The sequence below is a fragment of the Streptomyces sp. NBC_00237 genome (genome assembly GCF_026342435.1).
Taxonomy (GTDB): domain Bacteria; phylum Actinomycetota; class Actinomycetes; order Streptomycetales; family Streptomycetaceae; genus Streptomyces.
In genome coordinates this window covers 502396-519899 of the sequence record NZ_JAPEMT010000005.1, presented here as the reverse complement: position 1 = coordinate 519899, position 17504 = coordinate 502396, and the positions used below count along the sequence as shown (strand labels likewise).

The following is a 17504-nucleotide window of genomic DNA, read 5'->3' as shown; positions in this document are numbered from 1 at the left end:
CTCGTTGCGGTGAGTGAGGTGAGTGAGTCGGACGGGCCGCTAGACGGCCGTCCCCGCCCCCCTGGTCCCGTTCGCCTTCTTCGGCATCACACGCTCCAGTTCCTTGCGCAGGTCGTCGATCATGGGGTAGTCCGCGTACTGCGAGGTGAGCCGGTACATGCTGCGCAGCCGGTCCCAGGTGCGGTGCGAGGAGGTCTCCCCCATCGAGTTCAGGGCGAGCCGGGCGTACCGGTCGGCCTGGTCGGGGTCGTTGCCGATGAAGCAGGCCGAGGCCATCGAGATGTGGTCGAAGAGCTTGGAGCGCTGACGTCCTTCGGGGCGCAGCTCCAGGGCGAGCCTGGCGTGCCGCTGGGCGATGACCGCCGCCGCCGGTTCGTGCTCGGCGAGCGTACGGAACGCCAGCGCCTGCATGCCGTGCAGGTCCGCCTCGTCGAACATCTGCATCCAGCTCGGCGGCGGTGTCCTGCCGTCGTCGGAGACGAACAGTTCCTCGGCCTCGCCGAGGGTGCGCCGCATCGCCTGGCCCTGCCCCATGGAAGCCTGCGCCCAGGCTTCGATGGTGTGCAGCATGGCGCGCGTGCGGGGCAGGGCCTGTTCGCCGGAGCCGGACGTGGCGAGCTTCATCAGGTCCAGTGCGTCGTCGGGCTTGCCGAGGTGCACCATCTGCCGGGCGGCCCGGGACAACGCTTCGCCGGCGCGCGGGCGGTCTCCCCCCTCGCGGGCCGCGTGCGCGGCGATGACGAAGTACTTCTGCGCGGTGGGTTCCAGGCCGACGTCGTGCGACATCCACCCGGCGAGGACCGCCAGGTTGGCCGCCACTCCCCACAACCTCCTTTGCAGATGAGCGGGTTGACGGTAGGCGAGCATGCCGCCCACCTCGTTGAGCTGGCCGACGACCGCCTTGCGCTGGAGACCGCCGCCACGTGAGGCGTCCCAGGCGCGGAAGACGTCGACCGAGCGCTCCAGTGCGGTGATCTCGTCCGCCCCCACCGGGGCCGCTTCGTACAGGTCGTACCCGGCGCGTTCCACGTGCAGGGGGTCGTTGATGCGCGGCCCGTCGGCCGCGAGCTTCGGATCGGTGTGCAGCCAGTCGTACATGGCGCTGGTCAGTGCGGAGCCGGCGGCGAGCGCGGCGCCCGCGCCCACCAGGCCGCGTCGGTTGAGCATGAGGTCCATTCCCGTGAATTCGGAGAGGATCTCGGCCAGTTGCTCGGACGTCCACGGCACGCCGTCGGGGTGCTCGGTCTTGCCCGGGGCCCGTCGTCGTCCCGTGCGGCCATGGCGAGTGAACCCGAGGTCCTCGATGGTCACGACACGGCCGAGCCGCTCGGTGAACAGGGCTTCCAGCACCCTTGGTACGGGATCGCGGGGGGACTCCCCCATGTCGATCCAGCGCCTGACCCGCGAAGTGTCGGTGGCCAGTTGGGGGTGGCCCATGGCCGCCGCCTTCCGGTTCACCATTCTCGCGAGTTCGCCCTTGGACCATCCGGTCAGTCCGAACAGGTCGTTCAGGCGGGTGTTGGGTTCACCGCTCACGTCAAGCCCCCAGGTTCTCGGCTGACTTGACATTAACGCGCCGCGATATGCGTCGCGACTATTCGCCAGGGTTCGCCAGGGTGCGCCAGATGGTGTGCCACCCGCGGGCGGGTCTTAGGTAAGAGAGCGCCACCCCGGCCCGGCAGCCGGCTCGCACTCCCCAGGGTGCGGACCGTCCGCCGGGGCGGGTGGCGCACGCAACTCGTCGGCACACGAAGGGACCTGTACCCCCATGTACACAGCACCGTCCTCCGTGTCCGCCCCGCCCCGGCCGCACCGTCCGCTGGTGACGGGCAGTGGACCGTATCTCGATCCGCACCACGCCGCAGCGGCGGGCACCGGGCGGGCGCGGCGTGCGGCAGGGCCCGGATCCCAACCGCTCAGCGGGAGACTCGACTTGTCCGGCCCCCAGGGCGCGCAACTGCGGTCAGCTCTCGCCTCGGTGCACCGGATCTGCCCGGAGTTCCATCCGGTGCAGGTACTGCGCCGCAGCAGGCGTTCCGTCCTGCTCGTCGGCACGGTAGGCCGTACGACCGCGGTCGCGAAGTGTTTACTCGACCAGTCCGACCGGTCCGCCGAGCGGTTCCGGCACGAGATAGCTGTCTATCGCGCCTTCGTCCGGCACCGTCCACCGGTGCGGGTGCCCCGGCTGATCTCCGCGGACCCCGACAACTGCACACTGGTGATCGAACGGTTGCCGGGCCGGGCGGCGGCCCTGACGCGACACCCGGCAGAGGCTCCCCCGCGTGCCGACGTCCGGGCCGCCCTCGGCGCGATCGACAAGCTCAACCACTGGCGGCCGCCGAGCGAGATGTTCGGCCAGCCCCTCGACTACGGCAGGCGGCTCACCGAGTACCACGCGCTGGGCCTGTTCACCGACCGCGACCTGGGTGACCTGCAGAAACTGCTGCACGGCATCTCCCGGTCCTCGCTCCCCTGGCAGTTCTGCCACGGCGATGCCCTGCTCTCCAACATGATCCTCTCGCCGGCCGGTCCAGTGCTGGTCGATTGGGAGCATGCGGGCTGGTATCTGCCGGGGTACGACCTGGCGACCCTCTGGATGGTCCTCGGCGACGCCTCCCCGGTGGCACGCCGTCAGATCAGCCAGCTGGCGCAGGCGGCGGGCACGGCGGCCCGGGACGCGTTCCTGGTGAATCTGATGCTCGTGACGACGCGGGAGGTCCGCAACTACGAGGCGAAGGTGCAGCGCACGATGCGCGAGGCCCCTCCGGCAGGCGTGCTCGGCGGCTCGGGAATCTCCCCGGGCGAGGAGCAGCGGCTGCTGCTGCGCAGGCTGCACGACGACTGCGCGCTGACCCGACGTGCGGTGCGTGCGGCGGTGGGCACCCGCTGAGCCCCTGAGACCCGGACCGGTGCGGTCGGGGCGGGGCGGCGGTGGAGGGGAAGGGCGGAGGGCAGTGCCTGGGCGCGGGCGCTGCCCTCCGCGCTGTCCGTGTGCCGGGTACGGGTGGCTGCGGGTCGGAGGTCCTGTTGCATGGGGGACCTTCGGCCCTTTCTGCGTCGAACGTGCGACTTTGCCGGTGATGGTGCGTTTCGGCCGCCGGTACGGGGAAAGCAGGGAAGAGCTCCGGTCGGACACCGGAGCTCTTTTCGTACGGAGGTAGGAACACTGTGGGCATCATCGCGTGGATTCTGATCGGGCTGCTCGCCGGAGCCATCGCCAAGGCCCTGATGCCGGGCAAGGACCCGGGCGGCTGCCTGGTGACCATGCTGATCGGCATCGTGGGCGGTCTGCTGGGCGGCTGGCTCGGCAAGGTGATCTTCGGGGTCGAGTCGATCAACGGCTTCTTCTCCCTGTCGACGTGGGTCGCGGCGGTCATCGGTTCGGTGATCGTGCTGGCCCTCTACCGCGTGGTCGCGGGGCGCAAGGGCTGATCCCCCTCGGGAGGGGGCCAGGACTGTCGTCGTATCGTCCGATCAGGTGGCGTACGCCAGTCCGAAGGAACACCCCGGTGGGCACGTGCATCCCCTTGCCCAGCAGGTGAATCGACGAGCAGGAGGCCCGTCCCCGGTCCGTCGCCACGCGGCGCGGCCGGGGCGGGCCTGCGCCGTTCGGGGGTCTGCGGTCGGCATCATGAGCGGTTCCGCCGCCCGCTGACCTGCCACCGGAGGACGCCTTGCACCTTTCCGCCACCAGGACGGGGGGCGTCGCGACCGCCGCCGCCCTCCTGCTCACCCTCACTCCGCTCGCGGCCTCGGCCGACGTCCCCGCACCCCTTCCCGTCTCCGCCCCCGTCGGGGAGGCTCGGCCGGTGGCCGCGCCCGAGGCCGACGCGTTGCAACGCGTGTTCGCCGCTGCCGCCGCCCGGTACCGCGTTCCGGCGGACGTCCTGCTGGCCGTCTCGTACCTCCAGTCGCGCTGGGACTCGCACGCGGGTGCGCCGAGCGTGGGGGGAGGTTACGGCCCGATGCATCTGACGGACGAGCGGACGACCTCGCCCCAACTCGCCGCCGGGGCGGGCATGTTGGCGCAGGCGGCAGGTCTCACCGGGCTGTCCGTGGCGGAGCTGCGCAGCGATCCGGCCGCCAACGTACGGGGCGGAGCCGCGCTCCTCGCCGCCGCGCAGCGGCACGTGGGGCGGGCCCCGAGCGCCGATCCGGCCCGCTGGCGTGAGGCGATCGCCCTGTTCTCCGGGGCACAGGAGCCCTCGGCGGCCCGGACATACACGGACGAGGTGTACGCGGTGATGCGGGCGGGTCAGCACCGTACGAACGACGACGGACAGCGCGTGGCACTGGCCGCACCGGTGGACGCGGACCGTAACGCCGCCTCTTTCGCCGGCGCCGGGGGCGCGCCGCACACCGGTCCCGTGGAGTGTCCGCTCTCCGTCTCCTGCGAGTGGATTCCCGCCCCGTACAAGAAACTTGACGGGTCGTCGGACGGGGACTACGGCAATCACGACCTGGCTGACCGCGACCGTGACGCCAGTGTCGACTACATCGTCGTGCACGACACGGAGGGGTCCTGGAAGACCGCGCTGCGGCTCGTCCAGAAGCCCGACTACGTCTCCTGGCAGTACACCCTGCGCTCCTTTGACGGGCACGTCGCCCAGCACGTACCGCTGAAGGACGTCGCCTGGCACGCCGGGAACTGGTACACGAACGCCAAGTCGGTCGGCCTGGAGCACGAGGGGATCCTGACCGCACCGGACGCCTGGTACACCGAGGCCATGTACCGGTCGTCGGCCCGGCTCACCCGGTACCTGGCGGCGAAGTACGACATCCCGCTCGACCGGCAGCACGTCATCGGCCACGACAACGTGCCCGGAGGGACCCCGGAGGCGGTGCGCGGCATGCACACCGACCCCGGTCCGTACTGGGACTGGGCGCACTACTTCGAGCTGCTGGGCAAGCCCTTCGTGCCGACGGCGGGGCCGGACAGCGCGGTGGTGACCGTGCGCCCCCCGTACGCGGCGCACCGCCCGCCGTACACCGGTTGCGGGAAGAAGCCCGCCGAGCCGTGCCCTGAGCACGCGTCGGGCGCGGTCCGGCTGCACACCGCGCCGGACGCGGCGGCTCCGCTGGTCAGGGACATCGGGCGGGGCACGGACTCGACGACCGGCGTCAACGACACGGGGGCCCGTGCCTCCACCGGCCAGAGCTTCGCGGTGGCGGAGCGGCGCGGGGAGTGGACGGCGATCTGGTACCTCGGCCAGAAGGTCTGGTTCCACAATCCGGCGGAGCGGCCGACCGCGGTGAACACGGAGGGCCGGCTGCTCACCGCGCGGGAGGGGCTGGAGTCGGTGCCGGTGTACGGCAGGGCCTATCCGGAGGCGTCCGCGTACCCGGCGGACGTGCCCGTACAGCCGGTCGTCCCGCTGACGTACCGCGTTCTGGCAGGTCAGCGGTACGTCGTCGGGGAACGTGTGCCCGGCGAGTACTTCTACGCGAAGGACTACGGGAAGCCGGGGCGAGTGGTCCGGGGCACGGAGGAGTACTACGAGATCCAGTACGGGCACCGGATCGGGTACGTGAAGGAGTCGGACGTGCGGGTGCTGGGCGACTGAGCGGGTGGGGCCGGTCAGCCCTGGAACATCTCGGCGGGCAGCGGCTTCAGCAGCGCGTACAGGTCGTCGGTGATCGGCCGGTCCCAACTGGCGATCGTGACGAGGACGTTGTCGCTGCGGTCGAACTGCACGCAGGAGATCCGGCTCTCGGAGAGCTTGAGGCGGCGCACGATCAGCAGGTTGTCGCCCTGCATGACGGGGACGTCCTCGGTGCTGACGACCTCGACCTCCTCGTCGTTCTCCAGCGCGAGGAGGAGCTGTGCGACCTCGAAGGGGACCTGGCCCTCGCCGAGCTCGCGGGCCGGGGCTCCTTCGGGCAGGTTCCCGATGACCATCGAGGGGCCGCGCCCGCCGAACAGGTCGTAGCGCAGGAAGACGCCCTGGCACGTGCCGTCGGGGGCGGGCAGCAGTCCGGCGCCGAGGTTGCCCGGCCAGTCGCCCGGGTCCATCGCGAGGACGTCGAAATCCGGCCCCGTGGGCGTGGCGGAGGGGCGGCGGCGGAGGAAGGACATGCGGACATGGTACGTGGCCGGGGCGGGCGGTGTTCAAGCGGTAGGCCCGTCCCCGGCCGCCCCTCAGGGCTGCTGCGGCCCCGTGTGCAGCCGGTGTCCCTCGCCTGCGGCCGCGCGGATCAGTACGTCGGCGAGTTCCGCGGGGCGCGACAGCATCGGGTAGTGGCCGGTGTCGAGGTCGAAGTAGCCCGCTGTGGGGTCGGCGAGCCGGTGGAAGCGGGGGTCTCCGGTGGCGACGAGTGCCTGGATCGCGGCGGTGGACGCGAAGCCGCCGCGCGTGCAGAAGACGGCACTGAAGGGGGGCCAGGGGGTGTCGGCGGGAAGGTCCAGTGGTTGTTCGAGGGTGGCGAGGGGCTGGGGGGCGGCGAGCTGTTCCATCCGCTTGAGGTCGGGTTCGGAAACCTCGGCGAGGGAGCCCCAGAGCTGGGTGTCGTGCAGGGCGGGGACCGGGAGCCGCCAGCCGTCGAGGCTTTCCGCGCGCTCGCGCAGGCGGGTGCGGTAGGTGGGGTCGGGGTTGGCGTCGATCACGGAGAGGCCGTGGGCGGGCATGGCCGCGTCGAGGAAGACCAGCCGGTCGATGCGTCCGGGGCGGCGGAGGGCGGCGCCGACGGCGGGGTGGATGCCGTAGCTGTGACCGACGAGGACGGTCGGCTCGGAGGGGTCGGCGGGGTCGAGGTGGTCGAGGGCCTGGAGGACGTCCGCGACGTGGGTGGCGAGGGTGGTCGAGGGGGTCGCGAGGTGACGGCGGTCGCCGAGGCCGGTGAGGGTGAGGGGGTGGGGGTGGTGGCCCCGCTCCCGGAGGTGGTGGGCGGTGTCGCGCCAGATCCAGGCTCCGGTGTAGCCGCCGGGGACCAGGAGGAAGTGGGTCATGGGGGGGGCTCCTTCGCGAATCGCTCGGGCGCGGGCGGGGTGGGGTTCTGCCGGGTGCGCCGGTGCTGGGCGCGGGCGGGGTGGGGCTGGGCGGAGTGGGGCTGGGCTGTCTGGTGCCGGACGGTACTGGTTCCCTGGCCCGCCCGACACCCGTCCCGCCTTCGGCGGCGGGCCCAGCCCCCTCCGCTTCCGCCTAGCCCCCTTGGGCGGCGGGGCCGCCCGCCTTTACCTCCGCCCATGGACGCGCCTTCGCAAGGGCCCTAGTCGACGAGGGTCGCCGCTGTCCGCTCCCGTGCGGTCGGGCTGAGTGTGTCCTGTGGGCGGCGCGGGCGAAGGCCCGCGGCGGACAGTTCCTCGCGGGCGGCCTCCGCGAGGCCGTCGGCGTGGCACTGGAGTGCCCCCTCAAGGGCCCGGTACAGGTGATCCGCCGCTTCCTCCGTCCGCGCCGTCCGGCGCAGTTCGCGGCCCAGGGCGAAGAGCGAGCAGGTGAGTTCGTAGGCGGCCGGGGACGCTTCGAGGCACGCCACCGACTCCTCCAGGAGCTTGACCCGTTCGGCCGGGGCATCGGCCACCTCCGCCTGGACGCGCAGCGCCTGGCCGATGACCGAGGGCGTACCGGTCTGCCGGGCACGGGCGACCGCCTCCTGCGCGGTGGCCCGGGCCCGCTGGGGCGCGTCGTGCGCCTCGGCACGCGCGAGGTGCAGCATCCAGGGGCACCAGCCGGGGTTGCGGATGCCGCGCGGCTCCAACCGGCGTCCCACTGCGGCCAGTTCGGCCGCCGCCTCCTTCGGGAGTCCCCGCGCCAGGAGCAGTTGGCCGTACACCGTCTGCGCGTCGGGGAAGGTCACCGCCGCCGGGAACGGTTCCCGCAGGCCGTGCCGTTCCGCGACCTCCGTGGCCTCCTCGACCTTGCCCCGGGCGAGCAGGACCTCGACGAGCGCGCCGAGCCCGTACCACTGGACGGGGGTGCGGACGCCCGTGCGTTCGGCGAGGCGCACTCCGGCGCGGACGAGGTCCTCGGCCTCGGCCAGGCGGCCCCGGCGCAGCCGTATGTACCCGAGGAGGGTGTACGCGAAGGAGAGGTGCGCGCCGCGCCAGCCCTGCCTCTCGAACTCGGCGATGCCGGGCGCGAAGAGCTCTTCGGCGCGGCCGGGGCGGTCGGCGTACATGAAGACCAGGGCGGAGAGCACCGGGACTTCGAAGCCCCTGCTGTCGTCGGCCCAGCTCAGGCCGCCTTCCAGGGCCCGTTCGGCGTGGCGGACGGGGATGCTTGAGTCCTCGCCGCGCAGGGTGGCGTCCCAGGCGCGCAGCCCGATGATGTACCGCTCGGTGACGTCGCGGCCGGTCAGGCGGTCGGCGAGGCGGGCCAGGCGGCGGGAGCGGGCCGGTGAGTCCGGTTCGTCGGCCCGGAAGGCGTCCCACATGAACTTCTCCGCCTGCATACGGAGCCGGGTGCGGGCGTCGGTGGCGGTGCGGGCCTCGTGGGCGAGGAGTTCACCGGCTTCGGCGAGGCGGTCGCTGTGGGCGAGCACCTGGGAGAGCCGGTAGACGATGCCCTGCCGGAGGGCGGGGTCGGCGATCGGCTCTTCGAGGGCGGCGCGGAGGTGGTTGACGGTGGTGGCGGGTTCGGTGAGGAGCGACGCGCAGCCCAACTCGTAGAGGACCGCTGCTCGTTCCTCCGTCAGTGGGGGTTCGCGGAGTGCTCGGGCGAGGGCCCGGCGGGCCGCGTCGGGGGCTCCGGCGCGGAGCGTTTCACGGGCGGCCGCGCGCAGGTGGTGGACCGTCCAGGGGTCGGCCTCCGGGTGGGTCTCCAGGAGGTGGCGGGCGGCGGCGGCCGAGCCGAGTCCGGCGTCGACGACGCACCAGGCGGCCTGTCCGTGCAGGGCGACCCGGAAGGCATCCGGTATGGCCCGGTAGATGGCGGTGGCGATCAGCGGGTGCACGAACTCCAGGGGCGCGTCCGGGTCTCCCGCGCCGTCGTCGCGGGTGTGCGGTACGGCGAGGACGCGGGCCTCGCGCAGGCGGTCGACCGCGTCGGCCGCGGCCTCGGTGCCGAGTCCGGCGAGGTTGCCGGCCAGGCCGGGGGATATCTCGGTGCCGAGGACGGCGCAGGCCCAGGCGAAGCGGACGGTGGCGGCGCCCAGGCGTTCCAGGCGGGCGACGAGGCCGCTGCCCTTGACGGCGGCGGCGATGCCGGGGACCAGGTGGACGCTGGCGGCGGTGGGCGGGAGTGTGCGCGCGTGGGCCTTGGCGAGGAGTTCGACGGTCTCGAAGGGGTTGCCGCCGGTGACGTCCCAGCAGGCGCGGCAGAAGGCGTCGTCGGCGTGCCTGCCGAGGGTGGCGCGGACCAGGCGTGCGGTGGCCGGTCCCGTGAGCGGGGCGAGGCCGAGCGGGCGGTGTCCGGCGCGGCCGGGGAGCGTACTCAACTGGTGTGCGTGGTGGGGGAGTTCGTCGGGGCGGTAGGCGACGACCAGGAGCATGGGGAGGTCTTCGACGCGTGGGGCGAACGCGGCGAGCCAGCTCAGCGACTCGGGGTCGGCCCAGTGCGCGTCGTCCACGACGACGACCAGGGGTGCGCGCCGGACGGCGAGGTGGGTGAGGACCCAGTCGAGTCCGTCGCGGAGGCCCTGGGGGTCGGGCGGTGCGCCCCGGGTGGCGGTGCACAGCCCGAGGGCGGGGGCGACGATGTCGTACCAACTGCCCAGCCGGGAGCGGAGTGCGGCGTCGGACTCCCCGGCGAGCTGGGGCTGGAGGAGCTGGCGGGCGACGTGGAAGGCGACGGCCTGCTCCTGGTCGCCGCCGCGTGCGGACAGGACGGTGCAGCCGAGGGCGGCGGCGCGGCGCCGGGTCTCGGCGAGCAGGGTCGTCTTGCCGAGGCCCGCGGGCCCCGCGACGGCGAGGAGTCCGCCGCGCGGCGGTTCGTGCGGGCCGACGGCGTCCGGGCCGGCGGTGTCAGGGCCGACGGTGTCACTCCCGCGCGGGCCCGTGAGGGCGCGCAACGCCTCGTCCACTGCGGCCAGTTCACTCTCGCGCTCGAACATTCGGCGCCCGGGTACGCCGGAACCACGCGACATGTCGCCCCCCACCCAACTCCCGCTCCGCGCCCGGCGCACGGCGGCACCGGCGTGCGGAGCCGAAGGACCTCAGCATATGCCGCCCGGCCTGGCCGAGGGGGGTGCGGGCGGATCAACCGCAGGCGGAACGGCCGGAGAAGGGGGTGGGGCGAGGACTCGGCGGAGCGGGCGAGTTGGCCTGATGTCGCGTCAGGCTTCACACGCACTTCACAGGATCAGGGCCCTCCCCTGTGATCAGCACCCACTATTTTTCGTCAGGTTTCACATCAGGCACACAAATGCTGCACTCAGGCCCGAATATGTGTTTCAACAGAGCGCGACAGCGGCACCCCTGCGGGAGCCGCTGCCGCCTTGGGGGTGGGGGGCCGCCCGGCGTCACCGCCGTACGCCTCGTTCGGGAGGGAAGCACACCGCATGAAGCGGAGTCAGACGTCATCGTTCGCGGGGCGCGGGGGCACTCCCGCCGACGCGCGGCCCGCCGCGACCCGGCTTGCCCACACGGCGGGCGCCGGAGTTCGACCCGACCGCGCCCGCCGACGCGTCACCTGTCCGGTTCCGCCCCCGGTCGTCCAGCGCTGACCACGCACCGCCGAGGGTGCGTACGCCGCCCGGCCCGCCGCCCTCGTCTCTTCCGCACCCTTCTTGACCCTTCTTGCCGTGGAGCGCATCGATGCACGATCCACACCGCACGCCGCACTCCGGTGCCGTGCGCGTCACCCTCCTCACCGAGGGCACCTATCCCCACAGCCACGGCGGCGTGAGCGTCTGGTGCGATCAACTCGTCACCGGCATGCCGGACGTGGAGTTCGACGTCGTCGCGGTCACCGGCACCGGCCGGGAGCCCCTGGCCTGGGAGCTGCCCGGTCACGTCCGCGACGTCCTCTCCGTGCCCATGTGGGGTCCCGCCCCGGCCGGTGCGGAGCCGCGCGGCCGTCGGCGCCGACGGCTGACGGCCGCGTACGAACGCTTCCTGACCGCACTGCTCGACCCGGGCGCCGAGGACGGGTTCGCGCCCGCCCTGTACGAGATGGCGCACGCCGCCCGGGACGGGCTGCTCAGCCCGGCGCTGCGCGGCGAAGCGGCGGTCCGGGTGCTGACGGAGGTGTGGAACCGGCCGGGGCTCGCGGTCCGCGAGGCAGCTCCGACCGTGCACGACGCGGTGACCGCCACCGGGCTCCTGGAGCACGCGCTGCGCCCGCTCTCCGCTCCCCCGCCGCGCACCGGCGTCTCGCACGCCGTCAGCGGCGGGGTGGCGGTCCTGCCCGGACTCGCCGCGCTCCAGCTCCACGGCGTACCGCTGCTGTTGACCGAGCACGGGGTGTACCTGCGCGAGCGCTACCTCGGCTACCGGACCGCTCCGTACCGCTGGCCGGTCAAGGCGGTGCTGCTCGGGTTCTTCCGGCTGCTCGCCGAAGAGACGTACCGCAAGGCCGCGTTGATCACCCCCGGCAACCGGTACAACCGACTGTGGGAGGAACAGGGCGGCGCACCACCGGAGTTGATACGCACCGTCTACAACGGCGTCGATCCCGCCGCCTTCCCGCCCGCCGGGCCCGAACCCGAAAGACCCACCCTGAGCTGGGCGGGCCGGGTCGACCCGATCAAGGACCTGGAGACCCTGATCCGTGCGTTCGCCGAGGTGCGGGCACAGCTTCCGAACGCCGTGCTGCGACTGTTCGGCGGCACGCCGCGCGGCGGCGAGGCGTACCGGGAGCGCTGCGAGGCCCTCGCCGCTGAGCTCGGACACGGCGACGCGGTGACCTTCGAGGGACGGGTCGACGACATCAAGGACGCGTACGCGGCCGGCAACGTCGTGATGCTGTCCAGCATCAGCGAGGGCTTCCCGTTCACCCTGATCGAGGCCATGTCGTGCGGGCGGGCCACCGTGTCGACGGACGTGGGCGGGGTGCGCGAGGCGGTCGGCGACGCGGGGCTCGTGGTACCGCCGCGCGATCCGTCGGCGATGGCGGCGGCCGCCCTGGAGCTGCTGCGGGCCCCGGCCCGTCGGGCGGCGATGGGCGAGGCGGCGCGGCTGCGGGTGATCGAGCAGTTCACGCTGCGGCAGACCGTGGACACCTTCCGGGAGATCTACGTCGACCTGGCCACCGGCACCCCGACCGGCCGGACCCTGGACATGACGGGTCGTCACCTGCATGCGGAGACGGTCCAGTTGCGGCAGGTGGCCGGATGAGCGGCCCGCTGCCCCTGAAGGACGCCCGCCGTGCGGACGACACGCTCACCCTGCGCCTCGCCTCCCCCTCGCCGATCGACGGGGCGCTGCGGCTGCCGCGCATCGGCGCGGGCCGCCGGGTGCGCGCCGACGACGCGGTGGACGAGTTGGCGGCCCGGCTCGCCGACCGGATCGGGCCCGCCGTGCACCCGTACGAGGTCGCGGCCCTGCTGGAGTCGGAGGGCCTGACCGGTGAGGCGATCACCACGAGGTACGGCCACGAGAACCTCTTCTCGCTGGCCGAGGACCTCTACACCCGGGTGCCGCGCGACTTCCCCGAACCACCGGCGGCCGCCGACCCGTGGGCGCCCGACCACCTCCGGTGCGCTCTGCGCGGGGCGCTGTTCGGGCTGCCGGGTCTCGCCTATCCGCTGACGTCCGGGCTGTGGTTCTCCGAGGGTGCGGTGGCCGCGCTGATCGTGGCGGGCCTGGTGTCCTGGGCGTGGAGCCAGGGGCTCGCGCACCGGGCGTACCTGCGGCTCGCTTCGGGGCGCCACGAAGCCGGAAGGACGCTGCTGTACGGGGCCCCGGCGGGCGCGCTGCTGGCGTCGGGGGCGGCTGCGGTCCTGGCCGGGCCCACCCCGGCCGCGCTCTTCGCCGTGGGGCAGTCGGTGTATCTGGCGGCGGCCGGAGTGCTGCTGGTGTTCGCCGAGGAGCGCTTGCTCCTCGGCGCGCTGGTGCCGGTCATGGCGGGTGCGGCGCTGCTGCCGTGGGTCGAGCCGGGCCCGTGGGTGCGGGGCGGCCTCCCCGTGCTGACCGTCGTGCTGGCGGTGGCGACGGCCTGGCGGGCGATCGGTGCTGCGGTACGGGAGGACCCGGCGCCCGGTGCCGTCCGGCCGGGGGTGGCGGAGTCCCTGCCGTACGGGCTCTTCGGCCTGGGGGCGGGCGTGCTGGTGATGTGCGCCGGGCTCCAGCACCCGTGGGCCGTGGTCGTCCTGACCCTCAGCATGGGGCCGGCCGAGTGGCTGCTGTACCGCTACCGGGGGCTGTCGGTCGCCGTGCTGCGCAGGGCGACGACGCCCGCGGGGTTCCGGCTCAGGTCGGCCGGTGTCCTGGGCGGCTGCCTGGGCGTCTACCTGCTGCCGCTCGTCCCGGCCGCGCACTTCACCGGGGGCGGGACCGCGTCGCTCCTCGCGCTGGCGGCGGTGCTGTGGACGGCGCTGCTCCTCCAGGCGTTCGGCATCGCCTGGCTTCCGGCGGCACTGACGCTGTGCGCGGCGGCAGGGGTGGCGGGGGCCGCCTTCCTGCTGCCCCCGGCGGACCCTCTCGTACCGCTGCTGTGCTGCGGTGTCGCGGCCCTCGCCCTGCTGGGCTGCGCACTGCATCTGCTCGGGCGTCCGACGGCGCACGTCTGAGCCGCCCGACGCCTCCTGAACCTCTCCGGCGCCCCCAGACCCCGGGCGCCTCCTTCGGGGCGAATCCCGCCCCTTCCGCAACTACCTCTAAGGAACGCCCAGTTGACCACCTCACCGCTCGCCGCCGTCACCGGGGCCGAGGGCTTCATCGGCTCCCACCTGACCGAGGCCCTGGTGGCCGCCGGGTTCCGGGTGCGCGCCATGGCGCAGTACAACTCCTTCTCCTCGTACGGCTGGCTGGAAACCCTCTCCCCTGACGTCCTGGACCAGGTCGAGATCGTCCTCGGCGACGTACGCGACCCGGGTTCGGTACGGGCCCTGGCCGAGGGGGCTCAGGCCGTGTACCACCTGGCGGCGCTCATCGCGATCCCGTACTCCTACCAGGCCCCGCACAGCTATGTGGACACCAACGTCACCGGCACCCTCAACGTCCTGGAAGCCGTACGGGCGTTGGGCACTCCACGCCTCGTCCACACCTCCACCAGTGAGACGTACGGCACGGCGCAGACGGTGCCGATCACCGAGGACCACCCGATCAACACACAGTCCCCGTACGCGGCTTCGAAGGCGGGCGGCGACCGGCTCGCCGACAGCTACTACGCCAGCTTCGCCACACCGGTCGTCACGCTGCGCCCCTTCAACACCTTCGGCCCCCGGCAGTCCATGCGGGCGGTCATCCCGACCGTCATCGGCCAGGTCGCGGCGGGCTCCCGCACGATCACCCTGGGCGACCTGCGCCCCACCCGCGACTTCACCTTCGTCAAGGACACCGCGCAGGCATTCCTGTCGGTCGGCACCGCACCCGCCGAGGACGTGGTGGGCCGCACCTTCAACGCGGGCACCGGCGGCGAGATCTCGGTCGGCGACCTGGTGCGTCTGATCGGCAAGGTGATGGAGAGCGACCTCGACGTGCGTGAGGACGAGCAGCGCATCCGGCCCGCGAACTCCGAGGTGATGCGCCTGGTCGCGGACGCTTCCCGGCTGACCGCCGCGACGGGGTGGACACCGGGGCACGACCTGGAACAGGGGCTCGCCGCGACCGTGGAGTTCTTCCGCGACCCGGCGAACCTGGCCCGCTACAAGACGGACATCTACAACATCTGACTTTCCGTCACCACCAGCCCAACTCCGCACAGCACTCATTACCTTGCCGGTTCCGCGTTCCAACCGCTCCACCAAGGGAGGCCACCATGCACGCTGTGATACTCGCCGGAGGCAAGGGCGTCCGGCTGCGGCCGTACACCACGGCCCTGCCCAAGCCGCTCGTCCCGATCGGCGACCAGCACGCCATCCTGGAGATCGTGCTGCGCCAGCTGTCGTCCGCCGGATTCACCAGCGTCACCCTCGCGATCGGCCACCTCGGGCACATCATCCGCGCGTACGTCGGGGACGGCGAGCGCTGGGGTCTGAAGGTCGACTACGCCACCGAGGAGAGCCCGCTGGGCACCATCGGACCACTGCTCAACCTGCGCGAGCAGCTCCCCGAGTCGTTCCTCGTGATGAACGGCGACATCCTCACCGACCTCGACTACGCGGACGTGCTGGCCTGCCACCGCGCCTCGGACGCCCCGCTGACCATCGCCACGTACGCCCGCCAAGTACGCATCGATTTCGGGGTGTTGACCACCGACGAGAGCAAGGTGGTGGCCTTCACGGAGAAGCCGAGCATGGACTACCGGGTGTCGATGGGCGTGTACGGGGTCTCCCGCGACACCCTCGCGCCCTACACTCCGGGCCTCCCCCTCGGCTTCGACGAACTCGTCCTGGACCTCCTCCGGGACGGCACTCCCCCGCACGCCTACGCGTTCGACGGCTACTGGCTCGACATCGGCCGCCCCGACGACTACGACCGGGCGAACGCGGAGTTCACGACGCACCGTTCGCTGCTGCTCAAGGGAGCCTGAGAACCGATGCGCGTACTCGTACTGGGAGCGACCGGCTATCTGGGCCGCCACACCGTGGAGCGGCTGGAGTCCCTCGCGGACGTCCTGGTCCTCTCCGGCGGCCGGGGCCCGCAGGCCGCGTTGCGGGTGGACCTCGGCTCGGCCGACGTCCACGAACTCGCCGAGGCTTTACGGGAGTTGCGGCCCGACGTGGTCGTGAACTGCGCGGGAGCGGTGGGCGGCGACGCGGTCACGCTCGCCGAGGTCAACGCCCGCGGCCCGGCCGTCCTGGCGGCGGCGCTCCACCGGGCCGCGCCCCGTACCCGGCTGATCCACCTGGGTTCCGCCGCCGAGTACGGTCCCACGTCCCACGGCATCCGGGTGTCCGAGGCCGACCCGACCCGCCCGGCGGGTGCGTACGGCGCGACCAAGCTCGCCGGGACGGTGGCCGTCGCCACCTCGGGCCTGGACGCGGTGGTGCTCCGGGTAGGCAACCCGGTGGGCCCCGGCGCACCGCCGACGGGACTCCCGGGCCGCCTCGCCCGCGAACTCCTGGCGGCGGGCACGGACCCGGACGCGGTGATCCCCATCGGCGACCTCTCCGCGTACCGCGACTTCGTCGACGTACGGGACGTGGCCGAGGCCGTGGCCCTGGCCGCGACGGCGTCCGGGCCGCTTCCCCCCGTCCTCAACGTGTCCGGCGGACGCGCCCGCCCGGCCCGGGACCTGCTCCACGAACTGGTCCGGCTCTCGGGCTTCCTCGGCCGGGTCGAGGAGGGCACGCAGCGCTCGACGCGGTCCGCCGAGGTGTCCTGGCAGTGCTCGGACATCTCCACGACGGGCAGCGCACTGGGCTGGCGCCCCCGTTACGGGCTGGAGGACGCGGCGCTGGCACTGTGGGAGGCGGTGCGCTCCGGGTCAGGAGGGGCGGCGTGGACCCCGGCCGGGGAGACGACGGAACGGGCGGACGGGCCGAGGGTACGCGGCGCGCGGACCATCGGCACGGCCGCCCCGGCACCGCTCTCCGACCCGCTCTCCGACCCGCTGCCCGACCCCCTCCCGGGCCCGCGCTCCGGTCCCGAGGCCGCAGGCGCATCCCCTGTGCGCCCCCGGCCCGGCACCGGCCAGCACCCGCAGGCCCACGCTCCGAGACCGAGGCCCGGTGCCGGGCCGGCCGCCGACGCGCACCCCCGGGGGTCCCGCACCGGCACCGCGTCCCGCGCTCCCCGCCCGGACGCACCGCGGTGAGCATCCTGCTGCCGCTGTACGCGCACCCCGCCGTGGACCCTCAGGCGTGGCGGCTCGCCGCCCGCGCCGGCGACCAGGTCCACGGCGTGGTGCTCAACGCCGCCGACGGGCCGGGCGAGCTGCCCGATCCCGCGTTCGCCTCCGCCGCCGCCGACCTGCGCGCGGCGGGGGTGCCCGTCCTGGGGTACGTCGACCTGGACTACGGCGAGCGCCCGGCCCCCGAGATCGCCGCCGACCTGGCCCGGCACGTGGCGTGGTTCGGTGTCGACGGCTGGTTCTTCGACCGGGCCCCCTCGGAGCGTTCGGCGCTGGCCCGCTGCCGCAGAACCGTCCGGTCCGCGCGCCGCACCGGCGCGCGGACCGTGGTCCTCAACCCGGGGGTGCACCCCGCACCCGGCTACGCCCGCATCGCCGACCTGATCGTCACGTTCGAGGGGCACTGGACGAGTTACGTCACGCTCTTCGACCGCCCCCGCTGGACCCTGCGCCACCCCCCGGAACTCTTCTGCCACCTGGTGTACGGGGTACCGCGCGCCATGTCCCAGGTCGCGGCCCGCACCGCGCGCACGCGGGGCGCGGCGGTGTGCTGCGCGGTCGGCGGCGAACTCCCCAACCCCTGGTCGGCGCTGCCGCCCGAACTTCTGGAGCACCCGTCATGAGACCCCTGCCGCGCCGAGGCACTCCGCCCCTGAGGGCTCCCGGGGCCTCCTGCCCCGCCCACCCGACGCACGCCGTCACCCGCGTACGGAAGCGGGCCCACCCGGCCCT

Annotated in this window: 12 protein-coding genes and 1 pseudogene; 9 read left to right on the top strand and 4 right to left on the bottom strand. The window is 73.4% G+C overall.

Annotated elements, in window-relative coordinates:
* Positions 1-39 precede the first annotated feature (39 nt).
* On the bottom strand, positions 40-1536 hold the full coding sequence (locus tag OG897_RS38095) for a hypothetical protein (RefSeq protein ID WP_266664538.1): 1497 nt from the start codon (positions 1534-1536) through the stop codon (positions 40-42).
* A gap of 232 nt (positions 1537-1768) precedes the next feature.
* On the opposite strand from OG897_RS38095, the gene OG897_RS38090 reads away from it, so the two are divergent.
* From OG897_RS38090 to OG897_RS38080, 3 genes are all read left to right on the top strand, one after another.
* Complete coding sequence (locus OG897_RS38090) at positions 1769-2890, top strand: aminoglycoside phosphotransferase family protein (RefSeq protein ID WP_266664536.1); 1122 nt, start codon at positions 1769-1771, stop codon at positions 2888-2890.
* 278 nt (positions 2891-3168) lie between these two features.
* Entirely contained in the window at positions 3169-3432 is a 264-nt protein-coding gene (locus OG897_RS38085; RefSeq protein WP_266664534.1) for a GlsB/YeaQ/YmgE family stress response membrane protein, read from the top strand.
* Between the two features lie 377 nt (positions 3433-3809).
* Positions 3810-5564 (top strand): N-acetylmuramoyl-L-alanine amidase, encoded by a 1755-nt coding sequence (locus OG897_RS38080; RefSeq protein WP_266664627.1) that lies wholly within the window; start codon positions 3810-3812, stop codon positions 5562-5564.
* Positions 5565-5578: 14 nt separating this feature from the next.
* Here the strand turns inward: OG897_RS38080 and OG897_RS38075 are convergent, their stop codons facing one another.
* From OG897_RS38075 to OG897_RS38065, 3 genes are all read right to left on the bottom strand, one after another.
* A complete protein-coding gene (locus tag OG897_RS38075; RefSeq protein WP_266664532.1) occupies positions 5579-6076 on the bottom strand; it encodes a hypothetical protein in 498 nt (165 codons plus the stop codon).
* Between the two features lie 63 nt (positions 6077-6139).
* Entirely contained in the window at positions 6140-6946 is an 807-nt protein-coding gene (locus OG897_RS38070; RefSeq protein WP_266664530.1) for an alpha/beta fold hydrolase, read from the bottom strand.
* Between the two features lie 260 nt (positions 6947-7206).
* A complete protein-coding gene (locus OG897_RS38065) occupies positions 7207-9987 on the bottom strand; it encodes an AAA family ATPase (RefSeq protein WP_266664528.1) in 2781 nt (926 codons plus the stop codon).
* 703 nt (positions 9988-10690) lie between these two features.
* Here OG897_RS38065 and pelF point away from each other — a divergent pair.
* From pelF to OG897_RS38035, 6 genes and pseudogenes are all read left to right on the top strand, one after another.
* Positions 10691-12211 carry a GT4 family glycosyltransferase PelF gene (gene pelF / locus OG897_RS38060; RefSeq protein WP_266664527.1) on the top strand — a complete coding sequence of 507 codons (1521 nt, stop codon included), beginning with the start codon at positions 10691-10693 and terminating at the stop codon, positions 12209-12211.
* Entirely contained in the window at positions 12208-13605 is a 1398-nt protein-coding gene (locus OG897_RS38055) for a hypothetical protein (RefSeq protein WP_266664526.1), read from the top strand. The genes pelF and OG897_RS38055 overlap by 4 nt, the downstream gene beginning before the upstream one ends.
* Before the next feature lie 102 nt (positions 13606-13707).
* Complete coding sequence (locus OG897_RS38050) at positions 13708-14709, top strand: SDR family NAD(P)-dependent oxidoreductase (RefSeq protein ID WP_266664525.1); 1002 nt, start codon at positions 13708-13710, stop codon at positions 14707-14709.
* Positions 14710-14795: 86 nt separating this feature from the next.
* Complete coding sequence (locus OG897_RS38045) at positions 14796-15509, top strand: sugar phosphate nucleotidyltransferase (protein WP_266664524.1); 714 nt, start codon at positions 14796-14798, stop codon at positions 15507-15509.
* A 6-nt stretch (positions 15510-15515) separates the two neighbouring features.
* Positions 15516-16400 (top strand): annotated as a pseudogene (locus OG897_RS38040) (NAD-dependent epimerase/dehydratase family protein); the annotation flags it as partial.
* A gap of 332 nt (positions 16401-16732) precedes the next feature.
* Complete coding sequence (locus OG897_RS38035) at positions 16733-17395, top strand: spherulation-specific family 4 protein (RefSeq protein ID WP_266664522.1); 663 nt, start codon at positions 16733-16735, stop codon at positions 17393-17395.
* The last annotated feature ends 109 nt before the right edge of the window (positions 17396-17504 follow it).

Coding starts and splice junctions, on each gene's coding strand:
- OG897_RS38090 (WP_266664536.1), top strand. CDS start 1,769: ATGTACACAGCACCGTCCTCCGTGTCCGCCCCGCCCCGGCCGCACCGT.
- OG897_RS38075 (WP_266664532.1), bottom strand. CDS start 6,076: ATGTCCTTCCTCCGCCGCCGCCCCTCCGCCACGCCCACGGGGCCGGAT.
- OG897_RS38070 (WP_266664530.1), bottom strand. CDS start 6,946: ATGACCCACTTCCTCCTGGTCCCCGGCGGCTACACCGGAGCCTGGATC.
- OG897_RS38065 (WP_266664528.1), bottom strand. CDS start 9,987: ATGTTCGAGCGCGAGAGTGAACTGGCCGCAGTGGACGAGGCGTTGCGC.
- pelF (WP_266664527.1), top strand. CDS start 10,691: ATGCACGATCCACACCGCACGCCGCACTCCGGTGCCGTGCGCGTCACC.
- OG897_RS38055 (WP_266664526.1), top strand. CDS start 12,208: ATGAGCGGCCCGCTGCCCCTGAAGGACGCCCGCCGTGCGGACGACACG.
- OG897_RS38045 (WP_266664524.1), top strand. CDS start 14,796: ATGCACGCTGTGATACTCGCCGGAGGCAAGGGCGTCCGGCTGCGGCCG.